Source organism: Cryptosporangium aurantiacum, from assembly GCF_900143005.1.
Taxonomy (GTDB): Bacteria; Actinomycetota; Actinomycetes; order Mycobacteriales; family Cryptosporangiaceae; genus Cryptosporangium; species Cryptosporangium aurantiacum.
Genome location: NZ_FRCS01000001.1, coordinates 359,410 through 385,484, shown reverse-complemented (window position 1 = coordinate 385,484; position 26,075 = coordinate 359,410). Strand labels below are relative to the sequence as shown.

General features: G+C 72.0%; 23 protein-coding genes and 2 pseudogenes. 8 read left to right on the top strand and 17 right to left on the bottom strand.

What is annotated here, in order from left to right:
- Positions 1-6 precede the first annotated feature (6 nt).
- Positions 7-1,554, bottom strand: coding sequence for a gamma-aminobutyraldehyde dehydrogenase (locus BUB75_RS01665; RefSeq protein WP_073250691.1), 1,548 nt, complete (start codon positions 1,552-1,554; stop codon positions 7-9).
- Between the two features lie 308 nt (positions 1,555-1,862).
- On the opposite strand from BUB75_RS01665, the gene BUB75_RS01660 reads away from it, so the two are divergent.
- Entirely contained in the window at positions 1,863-3,242 is a 1,380-nt protein-coding gene (locus BUB75_RS01660) for an NAD(P)/FAD-dependent oxidoreductase (RefSeq protein WP_073250688.1), read from the top strand.
- Positions 3,243-3,363: 121 nt separating this feature from the next.
- On the opposite strand, the gene BUB75_RS01655 is transcribed toward BUB75_RS01660, so the two are convergent.
- Positions 3,364-4,791 (bottom strand): gamma-aminobutyraldehyde dehydrogenase, encoded by a 1,428-nt coding sequence (locus tag BUB75_RS01655; protein WP_073250686.1) that lies wholly within the window; start codon positions 4,789-4,791, stop codon positions 3,364-3,366.
- A gap of 200 nt (positions 4,792-4,991) precedes the next feature.
- Here BUB75_RS01655 and BUB75_RS01650 point away from each other — a divergent pair, with 200 nt between their 5' ends.
- From BUB75_RS01650 to BUB75_RS01640, 3 genes are all read left to right on the top strand, one after another.
- On the top strand, positions 4,992-5,477 hold the full coding sequence (locus BUB75_RS01650) for an Lrp/AsnC family transcriptional regulator (RefSeq protein WP_073250684.1): 486 nt from the start codon (positions 4,992-4,994) through the stop codon (positions 5,475-5,477).
- Positions 5,474-6,868 (top strand): aspartate aminotransferase family protein, encoded by a 1,395-nt coding sequence (locus BUB75_RS01645; RefSeq protein WP_073250683.1) that lies wholly within the window; start codon positions 5,474-5,476, stop codon positions 6,866-6,868. Before BUB75_RS01650 ends, BUB75_RS01645 begins: the two co-directional genes overlap by 4 nt.
- 92 nt (positions 6,869-6,960) lie before the next feature.
- Positions 6,961-7,182: a DUF2631 domain-containing protein gene (locus BUB75_RS01640; RefSeq protein WP_073252583.1), complete on the top strand. Its 222-nt coding sequence runs from the start codon at positions 6,961-6,963 to the stop codon at positions 7,180-7,182.
- A 65-nt stretch (positions 7,183-7,247) separates the two neighbouring features.
- Here the strand turns inward: BUB75_RS01640 and BUB75_RS44780 are convergent, their stop codons facing one another.
- From BUB75_RS44780 to BUB75_RS01600, 8 genes are all read right to left on the bottom strand, one after another.
- The gene (locus tag BUB75_RS44780; RefSeq protein ID WP_073250681.1) at positions 7,248-8,951 is read right to left on the bottom strand and encodes a DivIVA domain-containing protein; all 1,704 of its coding nucleotides are present in this window, start codon (positions 8,949-8,951) and stop codon (positions 7,248-7,250) included.
- A gap of 5 nt (positions 8,952-8,956) precedes the next feature.
- Positions 8,957-10,045 (bottom strand): dual-specificity RNA methyltransferase RlmN, encoded by a 1,089-nt coding sequence (gene rlmN, locus BUB75_RS01630; protein ID WP_073250679.1) that lies wholly within the window; start codon positions 10,043-10,045, stop codon positions 8,957-8,959.
- 183 nt (positions 10,046-10,228) lie between these two features.
- Positions 10,229-11,224 (bottom strand): phosphatidate cytidylyltransferase, encoded by a 996-nt coding sequence (locus tag BUB75_RS01625; RefSeq protein ID WP_084740123.1) that lies wholly within the window; start codon positions 11,222-11,224, stop codon positions 10,229-10,231.
- A gap of 117 nt (positions 11,225-11,341) precedes the next feature.
- Positions 11,342-11,899, bottom strand: coding sequence for a ribosome recycling factor (gene frr / locus BUB75_RS01620; RefSeq protein ID WP_073250675.1), 558 nt, complete (start codon positions 11,897-11,899; stop codon positions 11,342-11,344).
- Between the two features lie 45 nt (positions 11,900-11,944).
- A complete protein-coding gene (pyrH, locus tag BUB75_RS01615; protein WP_073250673.1) occupies positions 11,945-12,727 on the bottom strand; it encodes a UMP kinase in 783 nt (260 codons plus the stop codon).
- A 185-nt stretch (positions 12,728-12,912) separates the two neighbouring features.
- On the bottom strand, positions 12,913-13,734 hold the full coding sequence (gene tsf, locus BUB75_RS01610; RefSeq protein ID WP_073250671.1) for a translation elongation factor Ts: 822 nt from the start codon (positions 13,732-13,734) through the stop codon (positions 12,913-12,915).
- Between the two features lie 178 nt (positions 13,735-13,912).
- Positions 13,913-14,788, bottom strand: a complete 876-nt coding sequence (gene rpsB / locus BUB75_RS01605) for a 30S ribosomal protein S2 (RefSeq protein WP_073250669.1) — start codon at positions 14,786-14,788, stop codon at positions 13,913-13,915.
- A gap of 384 nt (positions 14,789-15,172) precedes the next feature.
- Positions 15,173-16,126: a hypothetical protein gene (locus BUB75_RS01600; RefSeq protein ID WP_073250667.1), complete on the bottom strand. Its 954-nt coding sequence runs from the start codon at positions 16,124-16,126 to the stop codon at positions 15,173-15,175.
- Positions 16,127-16,538: 412 nt separating this feature from the next.
- On the opposite strand from BUB75_RS01600, the gene BUB75_RS46015 reads away from it, so the two are divergent.
- The 3 genes from BUB75_RS46015 (at position 16,539) to BUB75_RS01590 (ending at position 19,090) form a co-directional block, all read left to right on the top strand.
- Positions 16,539-16,691 carry a hypothetical protein gene (locus BUB75_RS46015; protein ID WP_178379732.1) on the top strand — a complete coding sequence of 51 codons (153 nt, stop codon included), beginning with the start codon at positions 16,539-16,541 and terminating at the stop codon, positions 16,689-16,691.
- Positions 16,692-17,075: 384 nt separating this feature from the next.
- Positions 17,076-18,335: a pyridoxal phosphate-dependent aminotransferase gene (locus BUB75_RS01595; protein WP_073250665.1), complete on the top strand. Its 1,260-nt coding sequence runs from the start codon at positions 17,076-17,078 to the stop codon at positions 18,333-18,335.
- Between the two features lie 62 nt (positions 18,336-18,397).
- The gene (locus tag BUB75_RS01590) at positions 18,398-19,090 is read left to right on the top strand and encodes a murein hydrolase activator EnvC family protein (RefSeq protein WP_084740282.1); all 693 of its coding nucleotides are present in this window, start codon (positions 18,398-18,400) and stop codon (positions 19,088-19,090) included.
- On the opposite strand, the gene BUB75_RS01585 is transcribed toward BUB75_RS01590, so the two are convergent.
- The 6 genes and pseudogenes from BUB75_RS01585 to BUB75_RS01560 form a co-directional block, all read right to left on the bottom strand.
- Positions 19,072-19,728, bottom strand: a complete 657-nt coding sequence (locus BUB75_RS01585) for a M15 family metallopeptidase (RefSeq protein ID WP_073250663.1) — start codon at positions 19,726-19,728, stop codon at positions 19,072-19,074. The genes BUB75_RS01590 and BUB75_RS01585 overlap by 19 nt on opposite strands.
- 361 nt (positions 19,729-20,089) lie before the next feature.
- Positions 20,090-20,593: pseudogene (locus tag BUB75_RS48390) on the bottom strand (tyrosine-type recombinase/integrase); the annotation flags it as partial.
- 603 nt (positions 20,594-21,196) lie between these two features.
- Positions 21,197-21,499, bottom strand: a pseudogene (locus tag BUB75_RS48385) (site-specific integrase); the annotation flags it as partial.
- 320 nt (positions 21,500-21,819) lie between these two features.
- A complete protein-coding gene (gene dprA, locus BUB75_RS01570) occupies positions 21,820-23,115 on the bottom strand; it encodes a DNA-processing protein DprA (RefSeq protein WP_073250661.1) in 1,296 nt (431 codons plus the stop codon).
- A complete protein-coding gene (locus BUB75_RS01565; RefSeq protein ID WP_073250659.1) occupies positions 23,112-24,656 on the bottom strand; it encodes a YifB family Mg chelatase-like AAA ATPase in 1,545 nt (514 codons plus the stop codon). Before BUB75_RS01565 ends, dprA begins: the two co-directional genes overlap by 4 nt.
- On the bottom strand, positions 24,656-25,018 hold the full coding sequence (locus tag BUB75_RS01560; protein WP_073250657.1) for a YraN family protein: 363 nt from the start codon (positions 25,016-25,018) through the stop codon (positions 24,656-24,658). The genes BUB75_RS01565 and BUB75_RS01560 overlap by 1 nt, the downstream gene beginning before the upstream one ends.
- Positions 25,019-25,190: 172 nt before the next feature.
- On the opposite strand from BUB75_RS01560, the gene BUB75_RS01555 reads away from it, so the two are divergent.
- Entirely contained in the window at positions 25,191-25,715 is a 525-nt protein-coding gene (locus BUB75_RS01555; protein ID WP_073250655.1) for a hypothetical protein, read from the top strand.
- On the opposite strand, the gene BUB75_RS01550 is transcribed toward BUB75_RS01555, so the two are convergent.
- On the bottom strand, positions 25,712-26,035 hold the full coding sequence (locus BUB75_RS01550) for a hypothetical protein (protein WP_073250653.1): 324 nt from the start codon (positions 26,033-26,035) through the stop codon (positions 25,712-25,714). The two genes, BUB75_RS01555 and BUB75_RS01550, sit on opposite strands and share 4 nt — an antisense overlap.
- Positions 26,036-26,075 lie beyond the last annotated feature (40 nt).

Genomic DNA, 26,075 nt, shown 5'->3' with positions numbered 1-26,075 from the left:
AATGAATTAAGCGCCGGCCAACGGATGAGGTTCATTGGGCGGGGCGTCACGGAACACAGTTCGGTGCCAGGGCTTGGCGGCCGTAGCGGTCAAGTCGTACATCACGTGCTTGACCGCGGTGTACTCCTCGAACGAATAGCTCGACATGTCCTTGCCGAAGCCGGATGCCTTGACGCCACCGTGCGGCATCTCGCTGATGATCGGGATGTGGTCGTTGACCCAGACGCACCCGGACCGGATCGCGCGGGTCGCGTGCATCGCACGGTGGACGTCGCGCGTCCAGACCGAAGCCGCCAGGCCGAACGGCGTGTCGTTGGCCAGCGCGATCGCCTCATCCAGGTCGGGGTCATTCCCACCCTGGTGCGCGGCGCCACTGCCGAACGGCAACGCAACCAACACCGGACCGAAAATCTCCCTCTGGACGATCTCCGCGTCCTGCGGAACGTCGACGATCAGCGTCGGCGCATAGTACGAACCTCTGATCAGCTCATCCGTCTTGGGGATTTCGCCACCGACGACGACCCGTGCGCCGTACCCGCGCGCGCGGTCGACGAAGCCCGCCACCCGCTCCTGCTGGGCGCGGTGGATCAGCGGTCCCTGGTCGGTGGCGGGGTCGAGCGGCGCACCGAGCCGGACGGCGGCCATCAGCTCGGCCACCCGGTCGACGAACTCGGAGAACCGGGAGCGGTGGACGTACGCGCGGGTCGCCGCGGTGCAGTCCTGGCCGGTGTTGATCAGGGCGCCGGCGACCGCGCCGTGTGCGGCGGCCTCCAGGTCGGCGTCGTCGAGAACGACGAACGGCGCCTTGCCACCCAGCTCGAGGTGGATCCGCTTGGGGCCGCCGCTGGCCAGCTCCATCACCCGGCGTCCGACCGGGCTCGAGCCGGTGAACGACACCATCGCGACGTCCCGGTGGGAGATCAGCGCCTCACCCGCGACCGGCCCGGTACCGGTGATCACGTTGACGACGCCGGCCGGCGCGCCCGCCTCGGTGACCAGCTCGGCCAGTCGCAGCGAGGTGAGCGGCGTGTTCTCGGCCGGCTTCAGGACGATCGTGTTGCCCGCGGCGATCGCCGGGAGGACCTTCCACGCGGCCATCTGCAGCGGGTAGTTCCAGGGCGCGATCGAGCCCACGACGCCGATCGGCTCGCGCCGCACCATCGACGTGTGGTCGGGCGAGTACTCCGCGGCGGCCTTACCGGCCAGCTCACGGGCGGCACCGGCGAAGAACGCGGTGTTGTCGATCGTCCCCGGGACGTCGAACTCGCCGGACAGCCGGATCGGCTTACCGGTCTGCTTGCTCTCCAGCTCGGCGATCGACTCGGCTTCGGCCTCGATCAGCCCGGCCAGCTTGGTCAGCACCGCTGACCGCTCCCCCGGCGTGGCCCGCGACCACTCACCGAACGCGGTGCTCGCCGCGGCGACGGCCCGATCGACGTCGTCCGCGTCGGCGAGTTCCACCGTCTCGACGGTCTCCCCGGTGGACGGATCGATCACGTCATACGGATTCCCGCTGGAGCCACGCGACCGCTGCCCGGCGATGTACTGGTGCACCCGATGTCCGTCCTCTGTTCGCGCCGCGAGATTACGTCATGCCGATGTCGGCGCCGGAACGGCGTCCGGTCGCTGCGGACCGCCGTCCGGGCCCGGGACCGGCCGGATGGGCTGAGAATGACAGGCGAGACGGCTGCTGGGCAAGGAATCCGTGAAACAATCAGGTCTCAGATGATGAATCCGTTGTGGAGCATCCGAAACATATTGGTAACTATGGTTCGCGACGCTTTCCCATGGATCCCTTCGGCCCGCATTTCGACCCGTCGCTCGGACGCCGACGGTGTTGCATTCGTTCCTAGGAGTGACGCATGCCGGAATCAGTTCTCAGCCTCTGGCTCGACGGCCGGACGCCTGCGCCGGAGGCTCGGCGCGCGGGTCTGGACGGCGACCTCGCGGTGGACGTCGCGATCGTCGGTGCGGGCTTCACCGGGCTGTGGACGGCGTACTACCTCGCGGCCGCCGACCCCGGGCTACGCATCGCGGTGCTCGAAGCGGAGTTCGCCGGCTTCGGCGCGTCCGGGCGGAACGGCGGGTGGTGCTCGGCGCTGTTCCCGGCGTCCACCGAGCGGATCGCCGAGGAACACGGCCGCGACGCGGCGCTGGCGCTGCGCCGCGCGCTGTTCGACACCGTCGACGAGGTGGGCCGCGTCGCCGCGGCGGAGGACCTCGACGTCGACTGGGCCAAGGGCGGGACGCTGACGCTGGCGGCGGGCGCGGCCCAGGAGCAGCGGCTCCGCGCCGAACTGGCGGACGAGCGGCAGTGGGGCTTCGGCGAGGACGACTACCGGTGGCTCGGCCCCGACGAGGCGCGCGCCCGCATCGACGTCGCGACCGAGGTACGCGGAGCGCTCTACACACCGCACTGCGCGGCGCTGCACCCGGCCAAGCTCGCCCGTGGCCTGGCCGACCTGGTGGAGGCGCGGGGTGTGCGGCTGTTCGAGCAGACCAGGGTGGTGCGGCTGGAGCCCGGCCGCGCGGTCACCGAGGCCGGCACCGTCACCGCTGACGTCGTGATCCGGGCGACCGAGGGATATACGCCGTCGCTGCCGGGCTATCGGCGCACGATCGCGCCGCTGTACTCGCTGATGATCGCCACCGAGCCACTGCCCGCGTGGTTCTTCGACAGCGTCGGGTGGGGGGCGCGCGAGACGCTCACCGACGGTCGTCACCTGATCATCTACGCCCAGCGCACGGCCGACGACCGGATCGCGCTGGGCGGCCGGGGCGCGCCGTATCCGTACGGCTCGAAGCTGCGTCCGGAGGCCGAACGCGATCAGGCCGTGTTCGACGCCCTGCACCGGACGCTGCTGGAGATGTTCCCCGGTGCGACCGGGGCGGCGGTGACGCACACGTGGGGTGGTCCGCTGGGGGTGCCGCGCGACTGGCACGCGTCGGTCGGGCTCGACCCTGCCACCGGCCTCGGCTGGGCCGGCGGGTACGTCGGCGACGGGGTGGCCACCACCAACCTCGCCGGGCGGACGCTGGCCGACCTGGTGCTGCGGCGGGACACCGAGCTGGTGCGGCTGCCGTGGGTGGGTCACCGCTCGCCGCGGTGGGAGCCCGAGCCGCTGCGGTGGATCGGGATGTCCGGCGGGCTCTGGGCGATGACCAGCGCGGATCGCGTCGAAGCCCGCACCGGCCACCCCGCCCGCCGCGCGTCCCTGATGCAGGGCCTCCTCGGCGGCTAAGGCGGCGCAGCCGCCGTGAGTTCTGACCTGGAGCCAGCTGAGGGCGGCGGTGACAGTCGAGCGCGAGGCCGCCTCGTATTGGTCATACTCAAGGCCTCGCGCTCGTCTGTCAGCGTCGTTCTCAGCTGGCCGCCCACGAAGACATCACGTGCTTGATGCGGGTGTAGTCCTCCAGGCCGTACATCGACAGGTCCTTGCCGTAGCCGGAGTGCTTGAAGCCACCGTGCGGCATTTCGGCGACCAGCGGGATGTGGGTGTTGATCCACACGCACCCGAAGTCCAGCTTCTTGGCCATCCGCATCGCCCGGCCGTGATCCTTCGTCCACACCGACGACGCCAGCCCGTACTGCACCCCGTTGGCCCAGCGCAGCGCCTCGGCCTCGTCGGAGAACTTCTGCACGGTGATGACCGGCCCGAACACCTCGTTCTGCACGATCTCGTCGTCCTGGTTGAGGCCCGAGACCACCGTCGGGGCGTAGAAGAACCCGCGGTCCCCGACCCGCGCGCCACCGGCGTCCAGCGACGCGTGGTCGGGCAGCCGGTTGATGAACCCGGTGACCTTCTCCAGCTGCGCCGCCGAGTTCACCGGCCCGTACAGCGCGTCGGTGTCCGACGGCGGTGCGGTGCGGGTGCCGCGGGCCTGCTCGGCCAGCGCCGCCACGAACTCGTTGTGCAGGCCGGGCGCGACCAGCACCCGCGTCGCGGCGGTGCAGTCCTGGCCGGCGTTGAAGTACCCGGCCACCGCGATCGCCTCGGCCGCGGCCTCGAGGTCGGCGTCGTCGAACACGATCACCGGCGCCTTACCACCCAGCTCCAGGTGCACACGCTTCAGGTCACGCGCCGCCGCACCGGCGACCTCCATACCCGCCCGCACCGACCCGGTGATCGACACCATGTCCACGTCCGGGTGGTCCACCAGCGCCCGGCCGGTGTCCCGGTCACCGGTGATCACGTTGAACACACCCTCGGGCAGGAACTCCGCCGCGATCTCCGCCAGCAGCAGCGTGGAAGCCGGCGTGGTGTCCGACGGCTTGAGCACCACCGAGTTCCCCGCCGCGATCGCCGGTGCGAACTTCCACACCGCCATCATCATCGGGTAGTTCCACGGCGCCACCTGGCCGCAGACGCCCACCGGCTCCCGCCGGATGAACGACGTGTGCCCGGCCATGTACTCGCCGGCCGACTTGCCCTCCAGCACCCGCGCCGCGCCGGCGAAGAACCGGATCTGGTCGACCATCGGCGGGATCTCCTCTTCCAGCGTCAGCTGGATCGGCTTCCCGGTGTTCTCCGACTCAACCTTCACGATCTCCTCGGCGCGGGCCTCGATCGCGTCGGCGATCTTCAGCAGCGCCTTCTGCCGCTCCGACGGCGTCGAGTCCCGCCACGACTCGAACGCCGCCCGCGCCGTCCTCACCGCCCGATCCACGTCCTCGGCACCGGAGAGCGGAGCGCTCGTGTACACGTCTCCGGTACTCGGGTCCACCACATCGAGCGTCCGACCGTCGGTGGCGTCCGTGTGCGCCCCACCGACGAAGTTCTGCAGCGTCATCGTCTCTCCGTAACCTCGCCTGACCTGCACAGAGCACTCCGGGTCCGGAGTCCCGGAAGGCAACCAGTGTCGTGGCAACACCCGGGGGACGCGCGGAGCACTCCCTATCTCACGCCATCTGTAACGGAATCCGCAAGAAGTTGGAGCCCGAGCAACGGAATCACTTGCAGAACCGGGCCATCCTCCGCGACCATGATCGAGTGCAGCCCACCTCCTCAGGTCGCTCCGCTGGCCCGCCCGTCGTCCTCGACGACATCGCGAAACGGATCATCGAGCAGCTACAGCGGGACGGCCGGCGTTCCTACGCGGCGATCGCGAAGGACGTCGGACTTTCCGAGGCGGCCGTCCGCCAGCGGATCCAGCGCCTCCTCGAGGCGGGGGTGATGCAGATCGTCGCGGTCACCGATCCGCTGATGCTGGGTTTCCGGCGTCAGGCGATGGTCGGCGTCCGCGCGGAGGGTGATCTCCGCGAGGTGGCCGAGCGTCTCGGCAAGCTGGACGAGATCGACTACGTCGTACTGACCGCCGGTTCGTACGACGTCCTGCTCGAGGTGGTCGCCGAAGACGACGACCATCTGCTGCGCGTCGTCAACGAGCTGATCCGGCAGGTACCGGGTGTGCGAAGCACCGAGATCTTCATGTACCTGCGCCTGGTGAAGCAGACCTACTCCTGGGGGACCAGATGACCACCACCCCGATCGAGTCAGCCGGGGCAGGAGGGGACAAGCTCTCCCGTACCGCGTACGACCACCTGTGGATGCACTTCACCCGGATGTCGTCGTACGCCGACGAGCCCGTTCCCACGATCGTCCGTGGCGACGGCGTGTACATCTACGACAGCACCGGCCGGAGGTACCTCGACGGGCTCGCCGGTCTGTTCGTCGTCCAGGCCGGTCACGGCCGCGTGGAGCTCGCCGAGGCGGCCTACAAGCAGGCGCAGGAGCTCGCGTTCTTCCCGCTCTGGTCCTACGCGCACCCGGGCGCGATCGAGCTGGCCGAGCGGCTCGCCCACTACGCGCCCGGCGACCTCAACCGGGTGTTCTTCACGACCGGCGGCGGCGAGGCCGTCGAGACCGCGTGGAAGGCCGCCAAGCAGTACTTCAAGCTGACCGGCCGGCCGTTAAAGCACAAGGTGATCAGCCGTTCGATCGCCTACCACGGCACGCCGCAGGGCGCGCTGTCGATCACCGGCATCCCGGACGCGAAGAAGTACTTCGAGCCGCTGGTGCCGGGCGCGCACAAGGTGCCGAACACGAACTTCTACCGCGCGCCGGAGTACGGCCACGACCTCGAGGCCTTCGGACGCTGGGCCGCCGATCAGGTCGAGCAGGCGATCGTGATGGAGGGGCCGGACACGGTCGCGGCGGTGTTCGTCGAGCCGGTGCAGAACTCCGGCGGGTGCTTCCCGCCGCCGCCCGGGTACTTCCAGCGTCTTCGCGAGATCTGCGACCGCCACGACGTGCTGCTCGTCTCCGACGAGGTCATCTGCGCGTTCGGCCGGCTGGGGACGATGTTCGCGTGCGACAAGTTCGACTACGTGCCGGATATCATCACCTGCGCGAAGGGCATGACCTCGGGGTACTCGCCGATCGGAGCGGCGATCTTCTCGGACCGGATCATGGAGCCGTTCCTCGATGGCGACACGTACTTCCCGCACGGCTACACGTTCGGCGGCCACCCGGTCTCGGCGCGGGTCGCGCTGGCCAACCTCGACCTGTTCGAGCGCGAGGGCCTGAACGACCACGTGCTCGCGAACGAGGACGCGTTCCGGTCGACGCTGGAGAAGCTGTACGACCTGCCGATCGTCGGTGACGTGCGCGGGAACGGGTACTTCTACGGCATCGAGATGGTCAAGGACAAGACCACCAGGGAGACGTTCAGCGCCGACGAGAGCGAGCGGCTCCTGCGCGGGTTCCTCTCCAAGGCGCTGTTCGAGGCCGGCTTGTACTGCCGTGCCGACGACCGGGGCGACCCGGTGATCCAGCTGTCGCCGCCGCTGATCGCCGACCAGGCGCACTTCGACGAGATGGAGCAGATCCTCCGCGGCGTTCTCACCGAGGCCTGGACGAAGATCTAGCACCCTTCTACGGCGTGTCGGCGCCCCGGCGAAACCGGGGCACCGGCGCGTGGGAAGATGCCACAGTCTGGCCCGTGGACGAGGAGGGAACCGTGGCTGAGGACGAGCCGGTTATCGCACCCGACCAGCTGAGGGAGGGACACCCGAAGCTGTGGCGCTGGCTTGCCGTCGTTTCGGCCGTCTCCCTGCTGCTGATGGCGATCGGCAACCACGAGGGGCACGTCGAGGACCTGTTCCTGTTCGGCTCCGCGGCCTTTATCGCCCTCGCCCTGGTGTGGGACGCAGTGCAGCGGCGGTACGGCGTCAAGCGCTGATCGATCGCGTCGAACGCCAACGGGCCCCGGGGTTACCCCCGGGGCCCGTTGCGTAGGACTGTTGCTCAGCCGACGCGGCGGCTGTAGAGCCCGCGGACCTGGCGCAGCGCCTCGTCCACGTCGTCTTCGAAGTACCCGCCCTGCACCAGGCCGAACTGGCCGGGCATCAGGTCGCTGTCGGAGACCTGGCCGCCGCTGCGGCCCTCCATCATCGCCTGGATCGCGTCGAACAGCCGCTCGACCTGACCCGGGTCGTACCCGGAGCCGAAGCGACGCGGACGGAAGCTCGACCGCAGCTCGGCGACGACGGCCTTGTCCTCGTTGGTGAACGGGGAGACGAGGCCGGGAACGGCACCCATCTCCATCGTCATCTCCTTGCCGTACCGGCCGGCGTACTCCGGTTCGGCCGCGCCGCGGCCGGCCGGGAGCTCGCGGAACGACGACTCGCCACCGTACTGGCGACCACCGCGGGGCGGCGGTACGGCCCCGGAGATCGGCACGCCGGAGACCACGGGCTGCGGGCCGGTCGGCTCCGGCTCGGGGTAGCGCCCACCGGTGCGGTATTCCCCGGTGCGGTACGGCACGTCACCGTAGGACGGGCTCTCCTGGTAGGCCCCCGGCTCGGGGTAACCACCGCTGCGCGGCCGCCCACCGCCCTGCGGGGCACCCGAGTACGGCGCGCCCGAGTACGGCTGGCCCTCGGAGTAGGACGGGCCCTCGCGGTACGGCGTCCCCTCGGAGTACGAGGGGCTCTCGCGGTACCCGCCGGCCGAGCCGTACGGCGGCACCTCCGCGTACGCGGTCTGGTCGAGGTACTGCGGCTGATCGTTGTAGGAGGGGCCCTCCTGGTAGCGCCCGGCGCCACCGCGGTCGCCCATCCCCCGGTCGGCGTAGGCGACCTGATCGGCGTAGGGCGCAGCCTCGCCGTACGACGGCTGCTCGACGTAGGGCGGCGCGTTGTCGTACCGCTCGCCACCGCGGTACCCGGCGCCACCGCCGTAGGACGGCTCCTCCCGGTAGCGGTCGCCGCCGTACGGCACCTGCTCCGGGTAGGGCGCGTTGTCGCGGTACCGGTCGTCACGGTAGGGCTCAGGCTGCTCGTTCCAGCCACCGCCGCTCACCGGCGCGCCGCGGTACTCCGCGGGTTCGCGCATCGGAGCGGGCCCGCCGCGGTCGTACCCGGCGGCGAAGCCAGGCTCAGCACCGCGGTACCCGCCGCCGTAGGACGGCTCCTCGCGGTAGCCACCGCCGCCGTACACACCTGGCTCGTCACGGAAGCCCGCGCGGTCGTCCGGCTCGTCGCGGTACGGGCTCTGGCCGTACACGCCCGGGGCTTCCTCGCGGAACCCGGGACGGCCGTACGCACCCGACGGCTCGTTGCGGAACCCACCGCCGCCGCCGTACGTCGCGGGCTCCGGCGGGAGCACCGGGGACCCGACCGCGCCGTAGGCCGGCACTTCCTCGCGGTCCTGGTACGCCGACGGACCCGCTTCCAGCGCCCGGAAGCCGTTGGAGCCGCGCGGCGGCAGGCCGGACGCGAGCTCGTCCAGCTCCTTCTCGAGCCGGTCGAGGTGGAGGTCCACCTGCCATTCGTCGTAACCACCGAAGCGCGTCCGGAACACGACGTCCCGGATGTCCGCCGCGGTCAGCGGATCGCCAATGGGTCGTCGCGCCAGCGTCGCCTCGGCCCGGTCGAGGAACTCGTCGACCTCGTCGACCTTGTACCCCCGCTTGAGTGCCTTCCGGCGGAACCTGTCGCCCTGCGCCATCGTCCTCATACCTCCGCTGCCGCGAGCTGGCCACATGCGCCGTCGATCTCTCGACCGCGTGTGTCCCGGACCGTCGTCGGGACGCCAGCGGCCCGCAACCGGTGCACGAACTCCCGCTCGACCGCCTTCGGGCTGGCGTCCCAGTCACTGCCCGGCGTCGGGTTGAGCGGAATCAGGTTCACGTGCGCTAGCCGTCCTGCCAGCAGCCGGCCCAGGAGGTCAGCTCGCCACGGCTGGTCGTTCACGTCTTTGATCATGGCGTACTCGATCGAAACCCGTCGCCCGGTTCGCTCGGCGTATTCCCAAGCGGCCCCGAGCACCTCAGCGACCTTCCATCGGGAGTTCACCGGCACCAGCGTGTCTCGTAGTTCGTCGTCAGGTGCGTGCAGGGACACCGCGAGAGTGGCGTTAATACCCTCGGCTGTCAACCGCTTGATCGCAGGCACCAGGCCTACCGTGGAAATGGTGACCGAACGTTGGGAGAGACCCAGTCCGTCCGGTGCCGCGTCGGTGATCCGGTGGAACGCCGCGAGCACACGCTTGTAGTTCGCCAGCGGCTCGCCCATGCCCATGAAGACCACGTTGGACAGTCGGTCGCCCGTCTTCGCCATCTCTCGCGCCGCCACCATCACCTGCTCGACGATCTCGCCGGTCGAGAGGTTCCGGGTGAGGCCGTTCTGGCCGGTGGCGCAGAACGGGCACGCCATGCCGCAGCCGGCCTGGCTGGAGATGCACACGGTCGCCCGGTCGGGGTACCGCATCAACACGCTCTCGACCAGCGCTCCGTCGAACGTGCGCCAGAGCCATTTGCGGGTCGAGCCGTCGTCGCACGCGACCGACCGCACCGACGTCAGCAGCCGGGGCAGGAACGCCTCGGCGAGTGACTCACGGTCGGCGGCCGGGAGATCGGTCATCGCAGCCGGATCGGTGGTCAGCCGCCCGAAGTAATGGGCGGACAGCTGCTTGGCCCGATAGGCGGGACGACCGAGGGCGGACACGGCCTCACGACGCTCCGCTGGGTCGAGATCCGCCAGATGGCGGGGCGGGGCGGTTCGGCGGGGCGCGTCAAGCACCAGAGGGAGTGTCGTCGTCATCGCTTGTTCATTGTCACACGCCGCAGCGGGCCTGCGGCCGGTCTCGGACAGAGGCATGCGCCACGAAGGCGTCTCTCACAGTGACTTACTACGGTTTCGAAGCCCTCAGTAGTTCCACGATTGCTGCGAGCTACTGGTTCGCACATTTTCGCGATCACGTTTCCGCGGTTACCTCTCCGCCGCTCACGTCGCGGGCGCGAACGCCGTCAACAGCAGATACGCCACCGGCGCCGCGAACAACAGCGAATCCAGCCGGTCCATCAGACCGCCGTGACCGGGCAGCAGCGAGCTCATGTCCTTGACGCCGAGATCACGCTTGATCATCGATTCGGTGAGATCCCCGAGGGTGGCCGCGACCGCGATCGCGAGGCCGTAGATCACGCCCTCCCACCACGCTCCGTTGTCGAAGCCCAGCTCCAGGAATGCCGCACCGGCGACCGCGCAGGCGATCAAGGAGCCGGCCATGCCCTCCCAGGACTTCTTCGGGCTCACGGTCGGCGCCATCGGGTGACGCCCGGCCAGGACCCCCGCGACGTATCCCCCGATGTCGCTGCAGGCGACCGTCGCGATGAACGCGACGATCCGCATCACGCCGTCGTCCTCGACCTCCAGCAGCACCGCGAACCCGGCGAGGAACGGGACGTACGCGGCGACCAGCACCGCGGCGGTGACGTCCCGTTGGAAGCCGACCGGCCCGTCCGGGATCCGCCAGATCACCACGGCGACGACGGTCAGCAGCAGGCCGAGCAGCAGCGACTCGGTGCCGCCGTTGTACGTCATTACGGTGGTGCCGACGCCGCCGATGATCAGCGGCACCATCGGAGGACGCGCCTCCACCGGCCGGATCGCCCGCACCAGCTCCCAGATCCCGACGCCGACCGCACCCGCGATCACCGCGGCGAACGCGATCTTCGACGTGAAGAGCGTCACCAGGACGAGTGCGGCGAGGCCGGCCCCGACGCCGATCGCCGCCGGAAGGTTCCGGCCTGCGCGGCTCGCGGTGGCGACCGCCGCACCGAGCGGCGGACCCACCTGAACGGCGTCCGCGTCGTCGATCTCCGGGGCATCCGGCTGCACGCCGGAGCCGGTCGAAGCCGGCGTGGGGTCGCCGTCGGCGGCAGCCGGGGTGGAAGGCCCGCTCTGGGCCGGCGGCGCGTCCACGGGTGCGACCTCACTCATGCCTGGGTTGTGCGCTCCCCCGCGGTTGCGGGGTGGCCGGTGACGCCCGCCCCGGCTCGCCGGCCGGGGCGGTGGCGTCTCGGACGGTAGCTCCGACACCGAGCTTCTCGGGGGGCTTTAGACCTCGAGGAGCTCGGCCTCCTTGTGCTTCATCAACTCGTCGACCTGGTGGACGTACCGACCGGTCGTGTCGTCCAGCTCCTTCTCGGCGCGACGCACGTCGTCCTCGCCCGCCTCGCCGTCCTTGCCGATCTTGTCGAGCGCTTCCTTGGCCCGACGCCGGATGTTCCGGATCGAGACCTTGGCGTCCTCGCCCTTCGAGCGGGCCACCTTCACCAGCTCGCGGCGGCGCTCCTCGGTCAGCTGCGGGAAGATCACGCGGATGATCGAGCCGTCGTTGCTCGGGTTGACGCCGAGGTCCGAATCACGGATGGCCCGCTCCAACGTGCCGAGCTGAGAGCTGTCGTAGGGCTTGATCACCGCCATCCGGGCCTCCGGGATCGTGATGGAGGCCAGCTGCGGCAACGGCGTCATCGCACCGTAGTAGTCGACGAAGATCTTCCCGAACATCGCCGGGGCAGCCCGGCCGGTACGCACCGAGCCGAAGTCCTCCTTGGCGACCTCGACGGCTTTCTCCATCTTCTCTTCGGCTTCGAAGAGAGTTTCGTCGATCACGGTGTCGCCTCCTGGGCTCGGTCTCTTACCGGCGTGCAGATTATTTCAGTCCGAGGAAGTCGTGGTGACCAGCTCCGTGGTGACCAAGGTTCCGATCCGGTCACCGCGGACCGCTCGCGCGATGTTGCCGGGGACCAGGAGGTCAAAAACCACCAGCGGGAGGTCGTTCTCCATGCACAGGCTGATCGCGGCCGCGTCCGCGACGCCGAGGCCGCGGGTGAGGACCTCGGTGTAGCTGATCCGGTCGAAGCGGACCGCTGCGGGGTTCTTCTTCGGGTCGTCGTCGTACACGCCGTCCACCTGGGTGGCCTTCAGCAGGACGTCGGCGCCGATCTCCAACGCGCGCTGGGCCGCAACCGTGTCGGTGGTGAAGTACGGCATGCCCGCGCCGGCGCCGAAGATCACGACCCGGCCCTTCTCCAGGTGCCGGATCGCGCGCCGAGGGATGTACGGCTCGGCGACCTGCGCCATGTTGATCGCGGTCTGGACCCGGGTGTCGATGCCCTGCTTCTCCAGGAAGTCCTGGAGCGCCAGGCAGTTCATGACCGTGCCCAGTATCCCCATGTAGTCCGACCGAGCCCGGTCCATGCCGCGCTGCTGCAGCTCGGCCCCGCGGAAGAAGTTCCCGCCGCCGACCACGATCGCGACCTGCAGTCCCTGCCGAACGACGTCAGCGATCTGTACGGCAATCGCCTGGACGACGTCCGGGTCGACGCCGAAGCGGCCGCCGCCGAACACCTCGCCGGACAGCTTGAGCAGCACCCGAGTCCACGGGCGGTCCCGGCCCACCGGCTTGGTATCCGGTGCCGGGCGGGTCTCCAGGGTCATCGCGGGCCTCCTAGGACTGGCCGGCGGTGAAGCATCCGGCCGGATCGAGTTCGTTTGCTATGCGGGGCTCTTCGTGGCAAAGCCTTCGGCCGACGTGCGGCACAAAAAAGCCGCCGGTGGCAGGTGAGCCACCGGCGGCCTTCGCGCGTCGTCGGGACACACAGGCCGGCCCGGTGGGCCGACCGTCAGGCCTGTCCGACCTCGAACCGGACGAACCGGCTCACCGAGACACCAGCGCCGTCGAGCAGCGCCTTCACGGTCTTCTTGCTGTCCTGCACCGAGGACTGCTCGAGCAGCACGTTCTCCTTGAAGAAGCCGTTCACCCGGCCCTCGACGATCCGCGGCAGCGCCTGCTCCGGCTTGCCCTCCTCGCGGGCGGTGGCCTCGGCGATGCGGCGCTCGTTGTCGACGACGTCGGACGGCACCTCGTCACGCGTCACGTACTGCGGACGCATCGCGGCGACCTGCATGGCCGCGCCGCGGGCGACCTCGACGTCGTCACCGGTGAACTCGACCAGCACGCCGACCTGCGGCGGCAGCGACGGGTCCTTGCGGTGCATGTAGGTGGCGACCTGGCCGTCGAGCAGCGCGACGCGGCGCAGCTCCAGCTTCTCGCCGATCTTCACCGAGGCGGCCTCGATGTTCTCGGCGACGGTCTTGCCGTCCTTCAGCTTCTCGGCGAGCAGCGCCTCCAGGTCGCCGACCTTGGCCGCGGCGGCGTGCGCCACGATGTCGGCGGCGAGGCTCTGGAACTCGTCGTTCTTCGCCACGAAGTCGGTTTCGGCGTTGAGCTCGATGATCGCGCCCTCGGCGGCGGCGACGAGGCCGTTGGCCGCCGTCCGCTCGCCACCGCGCTTGGCGGCCTTCGCCGCGCCCTTGATGCGCAGCACCTCGACGGCCTTGTCGAAGTCGCCTTCGGCCTCGGTGAGCGCCTTCTTGGCGTCCATCATGCCCGCGCCGGTCAGGTCGCGGAGCTTCTTCACGTCAGCGGCGGAAATGTTCGCCATTGTCCGTTCTCTCAGATCCTGTAGTCAGAGTGAGGGTCGTTCAACCGGCCCTGGTGCGGCGTCCTGAGCCGGACACACGCGGGAAGCTGAACAATTCCCAGTGGCCCATCGTCGGGCCGGAAAGTAAACGCGATTTCCCGGGCGCGGACGGCTCGCGCCGCCCACGCCCGGGACCTGATCAGGACTCGGTGCTGGCCGGAGCCGGAGTCGCCTCGGCCGCGGCCGGAGCCGTCGCGGGAGCCGCAGCCGGGGCCGCCTCGGCCGTCGTCGGCTCGTCGGTCTTCGACTCGAGCAGCTCGCGCTCCCACTCGGGCAGCGGCTCGCTCTCGGCGGGCGCGTCCGGCTTGGCGTCGGCCTTGCTACCACCGGCGCGGGCGATCAGGCCCTCGGCGACGGCGTCGGCGACGACCCGGGTCAGCAGCGCGGCGCTACGGATCGCGTCGTCGTTGCCCGGGATCTTGTAGTCGACCTCGTCCGGGTCGCAGTTGGTGTCGAGGATCGCGACGACCGGGATGTTCAGCTTGCGCGCCTCGTCGACCGCGATGTGCTCCTTCTTGGTGTCGACGATCCACACCGCGGAGGGCACCTTCTGCATGTCGCGGAGACCGCCGAGCGTGCGCTCGAGCTTGTCCTTCTCGCGCTTGAGAACGAGTGCTTCCTTCTTGGTCAGCACGTTCTCGCCACCGGTCTGCTCGATGACCTCGAGCTCCTTGAGGCGCTGCAGCCGCTTGTACACGGTCTGGAAGTTGGTGAGCATGCCGCCCAGCCAGCGCTGGTTGACATACGGCATCCCGACCCGGCGAGCCTGCTCGGCGATGGCCTCCTGGGCCTGCTTCTTGGTGCCGACGAACAGGATCGACCCACCGTGCGCGACGGTCTGCTTGACGAACTCGTACGCGTTGTCGATGTACGTGAGCGTCTGCTGCAGGTCGATGATGTAGATGCCATTGCGCTCGGTCAGGATGAAGCGCTTCATCTTCGGGTTCCAGCGTCGGGTCTGGTGCCCGAAGTGCACGCCGCTCTCGAGGAGCTGGCGCATTCCGACGACGGCCATGTCTGTGGCGCGTCCTTCCGTTTTTCGGGCGGCGGCCTTTCGGCGCGCCGCGTTTCCTCGGTTGTCGCGTCCGGGCTCGACACGTCGGCCGGCCCGTCGCCCTGGTGCCCCACGGTCATTGGCCCCCTGCAGGGGACCGAGGAGACCGCCGTGCTGTGGGCCGTCCGCCGGAGCGGAGGCGCTTGCGCACGGTGGGCACGCGAAGTCGACCCGCTGGAGCGGGTCGCCGGGATGGAGTCTACGCGGACCGGGGCCCGGATGCCGAACCCGCCCAACGCCGCGGGTCACCGCCCGGCCCCGGCCCGCCGCTCAATCCGAGCCACCGCTGCCGGTGCCGTGACGCCGCTGGGGGCGCCGCGGCGCTCTGGTCGGCCGGGCAGTCGGTCAGCCGACTGCGATCGCGGCGCAGAACAGGAGTGCGAGACCGAGGACGATCGGGAGCGCACCCGGCCGGGCCAGCAGCGCGGGCAGCGAGCGGGCGCTGTCCTCGCCCGCACCGGCCCGCGCCGCCGTCAGCACACCGACCGCGAACAGCACGAACCCCGCCACGCCGAGTCCGCCGCCGAGCGCAGCGGCGGCGCTGGGCGCCTCCGCCAGCGCGGAACGCCAGCTCGCCACGGCCGCAGGCACCGCGACGACCAGCAGCACCGCGACGACCGCGGCGATCAGTCCGCCGGACCGCCACTGCGCCGGAGTCGGTCCGCGCCGCGGTCGACGCCGGGGGCCGGAGGCCTCGGACGAGGGCGGCGGTTCGAACGGCGCCGGTGCGGACCTGCTCGGGATCGGCCGCGGGGTGACGATGTCGACGGGCACGGGCCCGGAGGCACCCTTGGCCGTCGCACCGGACGGGGATGCGGCACCGCCGGGAACCGAGCCCGTCGCCCCGGGTCCGGTCGGCGTCGGACTGTCCGTCGCCGTGGGCACGCCTTCCAGCGCCGGGGGACGCCCGGGCAGCAGGCGCTGCACGAGCCGCCCGGGGAGGACGCGAGCCAGGCGCGGGGCAAGTGGGTGCTCGGCGGGCTCTCCGGGAGGCTCTGGCGCGGGGCCGAACGGGCCGGAGAGCACACGGCGCGGAGCCTCGTCGTCGTCGCGTGCCCGGGCACGTGTGCGGGCGACCAGCGCGTCGAACGTCGGCACCGGCTCGGCGATCGTGATCTGGTGCGGTACAGCGCCGATCGGGAACACCGCAGGGCGCTCCCCGTCCGTCGCTGGGTCGGGTACCGCGCCGTTGGGAGCGTCGGCGTCGGCGGAGGTACCCAGCGGGCGGCCGTCCGGATCCACCAGCCCTAGGCGGACCAGCACCGACTCGGTGTCCGACCAGTGCGACGCCCCGTTCACCCCATCCTCAGCCCCCCGCCCGCCAGCTGGCCCACCCGCAGTCTCCGCGCCCTCCGCCGCCGTCCCAGCCGCCGAGGTCCTGGCCTCCGCCGCCCCGGCCGCCGCTGCCCCGGCCGACGCAACCTCAGCCGCGATCGGCTCGGGCGCACTCGAGGCTGGCCGGGCCGCCTCGGCCGCCGGCCTCACAGTCGCGGCCGCCCCTGTCCCGGCCGCCTCGGCCGCGGGCGGCACAGTCCCGGCCACCCCAGTCCCGGCCGCCTCGGCCGCGGGCGGCACAGTCCCGGCCACCCCAGTCCCGGCCACCCCAGTCCCGGCCACCCCAGTCCCGGCCACCCCAGTCCCGGCCACCCCAGTCCCGGCCACCCCAGTCCCGGCCACCTCGGCCGGCGTCGCGGCGGCCTCGATCGGTGCCATGGGGGCCACCGGCTCCGGCGCCGCCGTCGGGACCTCCACCTCGATCGGCGTCAGCGAAAGCGTCGTGGCCTCCCCGGACGGCTCTGCCGCGGGTAAGACCGCTGCGGTGGTCGGCGTCGGGGTTTGGTCCGCGACCGGGGCGTCCACCTGAGCAGTTGGCTTGCGCGCGCCGGACGCCCGACCACCAGTGCTTCGGGAGCGCACCGCAGGAGCCTTCCTCGCGGCCGACGTCCGAGGACGCGTCGACTTCTTCGGGACGGCCGCTGCGTCGCCCGGCTCGTCCGTTGACGACGGATTCTCGACCATCGGCGCTCCTCCCGCTGTGGCGCGTGCCGCACGCCGCAGCAGACGTTACCGAGTTCTCCTTCGACGCCCGGCGCCCGACCCGGCGTCACTCGTCGCACAGATGTACCAAGTTAGCCAACTTTGACCCTATTCGACCCACGATTTATCCGGACCTTAAGTCAAGATATGGTGGGCCAAAAACCCCGCCCTCTTTTCTGAGCAGGAAAGACACCGGTTACGGTCTGGGGTCATGACCCCTGCCGGCAACGAGACCCGCCGCGGCATCACCCGAATGCGCGGCTTCGGCACCACGATCTTCAGCGAGATGACCGCGCTGGCGACTCGCACCGGCGCGATCAACCTCGGGCAGGGCTTCCCGGACACCGACGGCCCCGGCCTGATGCTGCGGACCGCGGTGAACGCGATCCAGTCCGGGCAGAACCAGTACGCGCCCGGCCCCGGCACGCCCGACCTGCGCACTGCGATCGCGCGCCACCAGGGCGACTGGTACGGCCTCGACTTCGACCCGGACACCGAGATCCTGGTCACCGCCGGCGCCACCGAAGCGATCGCCGCGACGCTGCTCGGGCTGTGCGAACCCGGTGACGAGGTGCTCTGCGTCGAGCCGTACTACGACTCGTACGCGGCGGTGATCGCGCTGGCCGGTGCGGTGCGCCGTCCGGTGACGCTGCGACCTCCGGACTACCGCCTCGACACCGCCGCGCTCGCCGCGTCGATCACCCCGCGCACCCGCGTCATCCTGATCAACTCGCCGCACAACCCGACCGGCGCGGTCTTCGACCGGCACGAACTCGCCGAGGTCGCCCGGCTGTGCGTTCAGCACGACCTGATCGCGGTCACCGACGAGGTGTACGAGCACATCGTCTTCCACGGCGAGCACGTCCCGCTGGCGACGCTGCCGGGGATGCGCGACCGCACGGTCACGATCTCGTCGGCCGGCAAGACGTTCAGCGCCACCGGCTGGAAGGTCGGCTGGATCTGCGCCGCACCCGACCTGGTCGCCGCCGTCGCGCGGGTGAAACAGTTCCTCACGTTCACCAACGCGGCGCCGTTCCAGCCTGCCGTCGCCGCCGCGCTCGGACTGCCGCGCGACTACTTCACCTCGCTAGCCTCCGACCTGCGCGCCAAGCGTGACCTGCTCTGCCAGGGGCTGGTCGCGGCCGGTTTCGACGTCCACATCCCGGCCGGGACGTACTTCGTCACCGCGGACGCCGCCCCCCTCGGCGGCGAGGACGGCATCGCGTTCTGCCGCGCGCTGCCCGAGCGGGCGGGCGTGGTGGCGGTGCCGGTCGGCGTGTTCTACGACCAGGAGGCGCACGACGTCGTGCCGGGCGCGTCGCTGGTGCGGTTCGCGTTCTGCAAGCAGGACAACGTCCTGCAGGAGGCGGTGCGGCGGTTGGAGGGTCTGCGGGACGGCGGTCCGGTGGTCGAGCCCGCGCCGCGCCGCATTCCGGGCACCGTGGAGCAGCCGGGCGCCTGGGCGCGCTGAGTTATCCACAGCGGCCCGATGGCCGCTGGTGTCGGCGGACCGTGGTGGGCACGCTCGCGTTCATGCACTGCAATGGGGACGCCGGGCGAGCGCTGCGTCGGGCGCTGGCAGGGGTAGCGCTAGCGGTCGCCGTGGGGGCCGCGGTGCCGGCGGGAGCCGTGGCGGTTCCCACCGGGGTGCTCGGCGCCGGGCCAGCAGCGAAGCCGAGCGAACCAGCCGCCCTGGCGGCCGGGCCGGGCACCGTGGCGACCGGGCCAGGCACCGTGGCGGCCGGGCCGGGCACCGTGGCGACCGGGCCGGGTGCGGGGCCGCGCGTGCCGGGTGTGCCGGAGTCGGGGCGGGGTGGGTGGCGGTGGCCGCTGGAGGGTGCGCCTCGGGTTGTCCGGCGGTTCGACCTGCCCGCCGATCCGTACGGACCTGGCCATCGCGGCGTCGATCTGGCCGCAGCTCCGGGCGCGACGGTCCGCGCGGCGGGCGCCGGTGTGGTCCGGTTCGCGGGGCCGGTCGGTGGCCGCGGCGTCGTCAGCGTCACGCACTCCGACGGCGTCCGCACGACGTACGAGCCGGTGCGGGCAGTGGTACGGGCCGGCGATCGGGTGGTCGCCGGCACACCACTCGGGCGGCTGGAGGCCGGGCACCTCGGCTGCGCGCAGGCCGCATGCCTGCACTGGGGGCTGATCGTGGACGGCGTCTACCGCGATCCGCTGACGCTGCTCGGTCCGGGCGCGGTGCGGCTCTACCCGGTGACGACCTGATCGGTGCTCAGCGGCGCGTACCGAGCGCTGGTGCCGGTCGAGTACGCCCAGTACCGGTCGCCGTAGGACCAGTGCCACCATTCGGTGGGATAGTTGACCAAACCGGCCTCCCGCAGCGCGGTGACGAGCAGGCGCCGGTTCGCCGCGGCCGCTAGCGGGATGTCCGGCGCCGCCGTGTAGCAGCGGTTCGCGCTCGCGACCGGGCTGGCGTTCACGTCCGTACCCATGTCGAGCTCGACGCCGTCCTCCGAGCAGAGCGTCACGTCGATCGCGCCGCCGGTGCAGTGCGGAGCCACCTCCGGCGGCGAGATGAACCGAGACGCCTCGCGCCGGATGCGTTCGGCCGTCCACTCCGGGTTGCGCTGCCGCAACAGATCGGCGTAGGCGGTGAACTGCTGGAGCTGGACGGCGGGCGGGCGGTACCCCTCGATGAGCAGCAAGTGCACACCCTGCGGGAGACTCGCCTCGGCGCGGAGCAGCCGGTCTCGCAACCCGGACCGGACGAACTGCAGGAGCGGGTTGTGCTGCACTTCGCGGGTGTCGAGGCGCAGCCCGGTGCCGTCGGTGGCATCGACCACCGGCTCGCCGCTGTCGGCAGTCGTCACCGCCGCGATCACCGGATCGCTGAGAAGCACCATGTCATCCGCCACTCCTGCCACGCTATCCCGCCTCCTTCGCGCGGAACGATGTGGCCGAGGGCTCGTCATAGCGCCCAATGCCGCATCGTTCGAGTTCGCCGATCAGCACGTCCAGCAGATTCCACCGACCGCGCCCCAGCTCTGGCGTTCCGGCTCCGACTCCCCGCTCCCGGCTCCCGGCTCGTGCGTGGTTGTCCCGCGGCAGGTGCGTACACACCCGCCGCGGGTCAACCATTCGCTGCGGCCCCGGCGATCCGACGGTTGGCAGCCCGCGTGCCGGTGAGCGGATTGCATTTGGAAGGGTCATAGGTCTTCCAAATGCAATCTGCCCGCGAACCGGAGGACGTTCGTGGGCACTGCGCTAGGCGCGGGGGTGGGCCTGGCGGTACGCGGTGCGGAGCCGATCGACGGTGACGTGCGTATAGATCTGCGTGGTAGCGAGCGTCGCGTGGCCGAGCAGTTCCTGGACCGTTCGCAAATCAGCGCCGCCGGCGAGAAGGTGGGTCGCCGCCGTGTGGCGCAGGCCGTGCGGGCCGAGGTCGGGAGCGCCCGGCACGTCGCGGAGCCGGTCGTGAACGATCTGCCGCGCGGTGCGGGGATCGAGCCGTCCCCCGCGGACGCCGAGCAGTAACGCCGGACCGCTCCGGGGGGTGGCGAAGATAGGGCGGCCACGCTCCAGCCAGGCCGCCACCGCGTGCTCGGCCGGGACACCGTACGGGACGCTGCGTTCCCGGCCGCCCTTGCCGAGGACCCGCAGGAGCCGGCGTTCGCGGTCGACGTCGTCGATGTCGAGGCCGCAGAGTTCGCTGACGCGGACGCCGGTCGCGTAGAGCAGCTCGAGGACGGCCGCGTCTCGGAGCAGGGCCGCCTCCGCCCCCGTATCGCCCGCACCAGCCCGCTCGTCAGCCGAGGCACCGTCCAACGGAGCGCCCCCCGACCCGGCACCGCCCGGGGCGCCACCGAAAGCGGCGCGGTCCAAGACACTGCCCGACCCGGCGCGGCCCGCGGTGCCGCCGGACACGGTGCCGTCCGGAGCGGTGCCGGGCGGGGCGCCACCGGACGCGGCGCGGCCTGGGGCGCCACCGGACGCGGCGCGGCCTGGGGCGCCACCGGACGCGACCTGGCCTGGGGCGCCACCGGACGCGACCTGGCCTGCGGCGCTGCGTGACCTGGTGCCGTCCGGAGCGGTGCCGGTCGGGGCGCCACCGGACGCGGCGCCGCTGAGAGCGGCGCGACCCGGGGCGGGGCCGGACACGGTGCGGGCCGGGGTGCCGTCGGGCGGGGCGGTTTCGGCGGGCGGCGGAGGGGTGGCGGCTGGGTCGGCTGGGCGGCGTGCCGCGGCGGTGCGGGGGCCGTCGAGCAGGGCCGCGGCCTGGCTGACGTCGAGGACGCGGGGCAGGTGGGCGGGGAGCTTCGGGCTGGCCAGCTCGCGCCCCGGGTCGTCCGGACGGCGTCCGGTGCGTTGGGCCCAGGCCGTGAACGCCCGGGCGGCGGCCGCGCGCCGGGCCAGCGTGCGCGGCGCGGCGCCCATGCTGCGTTGCCGCGCCAGCCAACTTCGGAGTAACGAGAGGTCGACGGCGTCGAGCCGATCGTGGCCGGCGCGCGTGGCGTGGTCGAGTAGTAGCACGGCGTCCGCCACGTACGCGCGCAGCGTGGTGGGCGGGTGGCTCCGCTCGTGCTCGAGATAGGCCTCGAACGCGTCGACCGCCTCGGCGAGCGGCGGAGGGAGCGCCGCACGGAGCTGCGCCACCCGCGGTCGAGGCCCTGCCATCCCCCGACCGTGCCCGCTCCGGTGCCGCCGGGCAAGCCGACCCGCCGCACTCCACCCCCACAGCAGCCCATGCCCGCACGGCCGCGGATGCCGCATGGCTGCCCGGATGCGCCGCACGGCGGCTCGGGCGCCCCACACGGCGGCTCGGGCGCCCCACACGGCGGCTCGGGTGCGCCGCACAGCCGCCGAGCGCTCCGCACGACCTCCGGATGCCCGCACGACCATCCGGATGCCCGCACGACCATCCGGATGCCCGCGCGGCGGCTCGGGTGCGCCGCGCTGCCGCTCGGGTGCCCGCGCGGCGGGCCGGGCGCAGCGGATCAGTCCGGGGGTGGTGGGTCGTCCGGGGGTGGGTCGGGCCAGTCGTCCGGATCGGGGCCGGAGGGCTGCCGGCCGAGTGCGAACGTGGGCGGTCCGAGACCCGCCTCGGTCAGCCGGTACCCGTCCTCGACCGCGCGCAGGAATCCCCGCACCCGCAGCTCCGGTAACGCCCGACAGACCTCGGTCAGCGACAGACGCCCGGCGAGCGCCACGGCCTCCACGGTGACGATCCGGCCGGCGGGCACCGCCTCGAGCACCCTGTGCAGCGACGCCGGCAGCGTCGCACGGTCCGGCTCCCCGCCGCGGGGCCCACCGGGGATGCTCGCATCCCACTCCGCCGGGTCCGGATCCGTGCCCCATCCGGCGGTGCCGATCGGGCCGACTTCCTCCACGACCTCCGCCGCGCTCGTGACGAGCGTCGCCCCGTAGTCGCGGATCAGCCGGTGGGTGCCCACCGAGAGCGCGGACGTCACCGATCCCGGCACGGCCATCAGCACCCGCTCCAGCTGATGCGCACGCTCGGCGGTCACGGTGGTGCCGGAACGCGACCCGGCCTCCACCACGACCAGACCCGCCCCGAGTGCCGCCACCAGCCGGTTCCGGGAGAGGAACCGGTGGCGCTGCGGCGACTCGCCGAGCGGCACCTCGCTGATCAGCAGACCCTCCTCCGCGATCCGGTCGAGCAGCCCGGCGTGGGCCAGCGGGTACGGCACGTCGACGCCCCCGGCCAGCACCGCCACCGTGACGCCGCCCCCGGCGAGCGCACCACGGTGAGCGGCGCCGTCGATGCCGTACGCGCCGCCCGATACGACGATCCAGCCTCGCTCGGCCAGCCCGTACGCGATCTCGCCCGCGACGTGCTTGCCGTACGCGGTGGCGGCCCGCGCCCCGACGATCGACACCGTCCGCCCGGTGACGCGGTTCAACCCGAGCGGGCCGCGCACCCACAGGCACGGTGGCGGCGCGACGTCGATTTTTTCCGCTTCGGCCAGCGGTGCCAGTGCGGCGAACGCCTCGACCGGCCACTCGGCGTCCACCGGCGTGATTGCCCGCGCACCGGCCCGCGCCGCCGCCGCCAGATCGGCCTCGGCCCGTTCCCAGGGGTCGACGCCCCGCAACCGGGTGCGCAAGCTCCGGCTCACGCGGTCGCGCGCGCCCGTCAGCACCCCGTCCAGCAGGGCGCGGGCACCTCCGGCGGTAGCGGCCACGATGTTCCGCTTCCCGGGCTCCACGAGACGGCTCAGCGCGACCCAGGCCAGCCGCTCGGTGGCCATCCACTCGGTGTCGGTGCTCACGCCGCCACCAGCCCGCGTCGCAGTTCCAACGCCTCGTTGACGTCACCCTGGTCGGGAGCCATCCGACCGGACAGATCGGAAATCGTCCACGCAATGCGTAAAACCCTGTCATATCCGCGCGCGGACAGCTCCCCCGTGTCGACCGCCCGCGCGGCGGCGGTGGTCACCGACCGCGGCAGACGCCACTCGGCGCGCAACGCGGGCCCCGGCACGGCCGCGTTCGACACCCACCCGAACTCTTCCCACCGCTCCCGCGCGGCGGCCCTGGCGTCACGCACCCGTGCGGCCACCACCGACGTGGGATCCGGCCGGTCGAAGCCCGCGAACAACGCCGCCGACGCGACCGGCAGCAGCAGCACCCGCACGTCGATCCGGTCGAGCAACGGACCGGAGATGCGGCCCAGGTAGCGGCGGCGGGCGGTGGGCGTGCAGGTGCAGGCCCGGTCACCGGCTGCGGTGGCGCACGGGCACGGATTCGCGGCGAGCACCAGCTGGACGCACGCCGGATATCGGACCGCGCCCCCGGTGCGGGCCAGGACGACCTCGCCGCGCTCCACCGGTTGCCGCAGCGCGTCCAGGGCACGGGGCGAGAACTCAGGGGTCTCGTCCAGGAACAGCACGCCCCGGTGGGCCAGCGTGACCGCACCCGGCCGGGCCAGCCCGGAGCCACCGCCGACGAGCGCAGCCACCGTCGCCGTGTGGTGGGGTGCCTGGTACGGGGGCTGCCGGACGAGGCCGCCCCCGGCGGGCAGCACGCCCGCCACCGAGTGCACGGCGGTCACCTCGACTGCGGCCTCGTCGTCCAACGTCGGCAGGATGCCGGGCAGCCGCTCGGCGAGCATCGTCTTGCCCGCGCCGGGCGGCCCGAACAGCGCGAGATGGTGCCCACCGGCCGCGGCGACCTCCACCGCGCGTCGCCCGAGTTCCTGCCCGACGACGTCGGCCAGGTCTCCGCCCGGCGCGAGCAGCGAGTCCGGGAACGCCCTCGCCTGCGGCGCGGACGCCGCGTCGTCCAGCGGCGGCTCCTCGCCCCGAAGCAGCGCGAGCACACCGCGCAGCGTGCGGCGTCCGACGACGTCCGCACCGGGCACCAGCGCCGCCTCCGACCAGTTGCCCGCCGGGACGACGTACCGGAGCAGCCCCACCTTCGCGCCCGCGGCGACCGCCGGGAACACGCCGCGGACCGGACGGATCCGGCCGTCGAGCCCGAGTTCCCCGAGGAACCCCAGCCCGTCCAGGGCCACTGCGGGCGCCGCCCCGGACGCCACCAGAATTGCGGCTGCTACCGCCAGGTCGAAGTTCGTTCCGTGCTTGGGGAGCCAGGCCGGACCGAGGCCGACCGTGATCCGCTGGTCGGGCCAGCGCTGGCCGGAGTTGAGCACCGCCGCACGGACCCGGTCGCGCGCCTGAGACACGGCGGCGTCGGGAAGGCCGGTGATCACCAGGCCCGGCAGCCCCTGGGCGAGGTGGGCCTCGACCTCCACCACCCAGCCGTGGACGCCGTGCAACCCCACCGCCAGCGCACGCGCGAAGCCCGCCATCAGAACGCTCCCCGGAGGTGCTCGACGTGCGCCGCGCCGGACCGCTGCGGGCGGACGCTCACCACGTCGAACCGGACGGTCTCCGGGTGGACGCCCGCGGCCCGGATCCACTGCGCGGCGAGACGGCGCAACCGGGTCGCTTTCGCGGCCACCACCGCCTCGGCCGGGGTTCCGTACCGCTCGCTCCGCCTGGTCTTGACCTCGCAGATGACGAGCGCGGTACCGTCCCGCGCCACGATGTCGAGCTCCCCGTCCGCGCAGCGCCAGTTACGGTCGAGCACGACCAGCCCGGCCTGCTCGAGGTGACGGGCCGCCACCCGCTCGCCGTACGCGCCCACGGCGCCCCTCGCCGCTGCCCCCATGTGCCGCCTCCCGATCGCCTCGTGGTGGCTCCACGGTGGCGCCGGAGCGGCCGACGCGCCCGACCAGGAAGACGCATCTGGGGACAACGCCGGAGGCTGTGGACAACGGCACGGCCCGCCGCGCGGTGGTACAGCGCCGCTCGTCAGACCAGACTTATTACTCTTACGGACTATGACGGACGAATGGGTCTCACTCGGCACCGTCGCCGGAGTGTGCCTCCTGGTGGCAGTGCTCGGTGCGGCGACCGCGATCGGGATCGCCCGCCGAGGCCATCGTCAGATCTCGGAGGTGATCACCGCAGGCCACCGGCAAGCGGTGCTGATGGCCCGCGAGGACGAACGGCGGGACGCGTACACCTCCGCGCTGGAGTACGCCGACGCGGCTCGGCTGGAGTACGGCAAGGTGGGCCGCGGGGAGAACGCCGAGTTCTTGCCGCCGGACATCGAGCGGTCGGCGCCGCTGCTGGCCGCGGTATCCGCGCACGGCGGCCCCGAGGCCTCCCGGCGGCTCTCAGACCTGCTCATGCACGTGCCGACCGTCAACTACTACGCGGCGAGGCTGTCCCGCGCTCCCCGGGACGCCGACCGCGAGCAGGAGTTCGTCTCCGCGCTGCTCAAGTTCGAGGAGCTCTACGAGTCGTTCGCGACGTACGCGCACGCCGACCTGGCGACACCGCTGGAAATGCCCGCCGACTAACGGGCGTGATCGGTGCGGCCGGGCAGCGGTGTCGCGTCGGTGTCGAACTCTTGTCCGCCGGGCCCGACGTCCGGCGTGTGAACACCGTCCACCGGAAGCATCGTCTCCGAGGTCCCCGGTGCGGTGGTGACTTCGGGTGCGGTGCCGTGCGGCACTCCTCCCGCCTTCGCAGCCGGCGCCGGGTAGTCCTCGGGCGACGGCGCGTCGGGGTACCCGGTCCGCGCCTCGTCGGGCATCGTCGGCGGCGGTCCGTCCGCATGCAGACGGGTCACGGGGTCCACCGGCTCGACGGCCGGCTCGCGGTCCTGAGTCTCGTCCATCGCCCTGGCCTACCCGGCAGGGTGCCCTCGCAAAACTCGG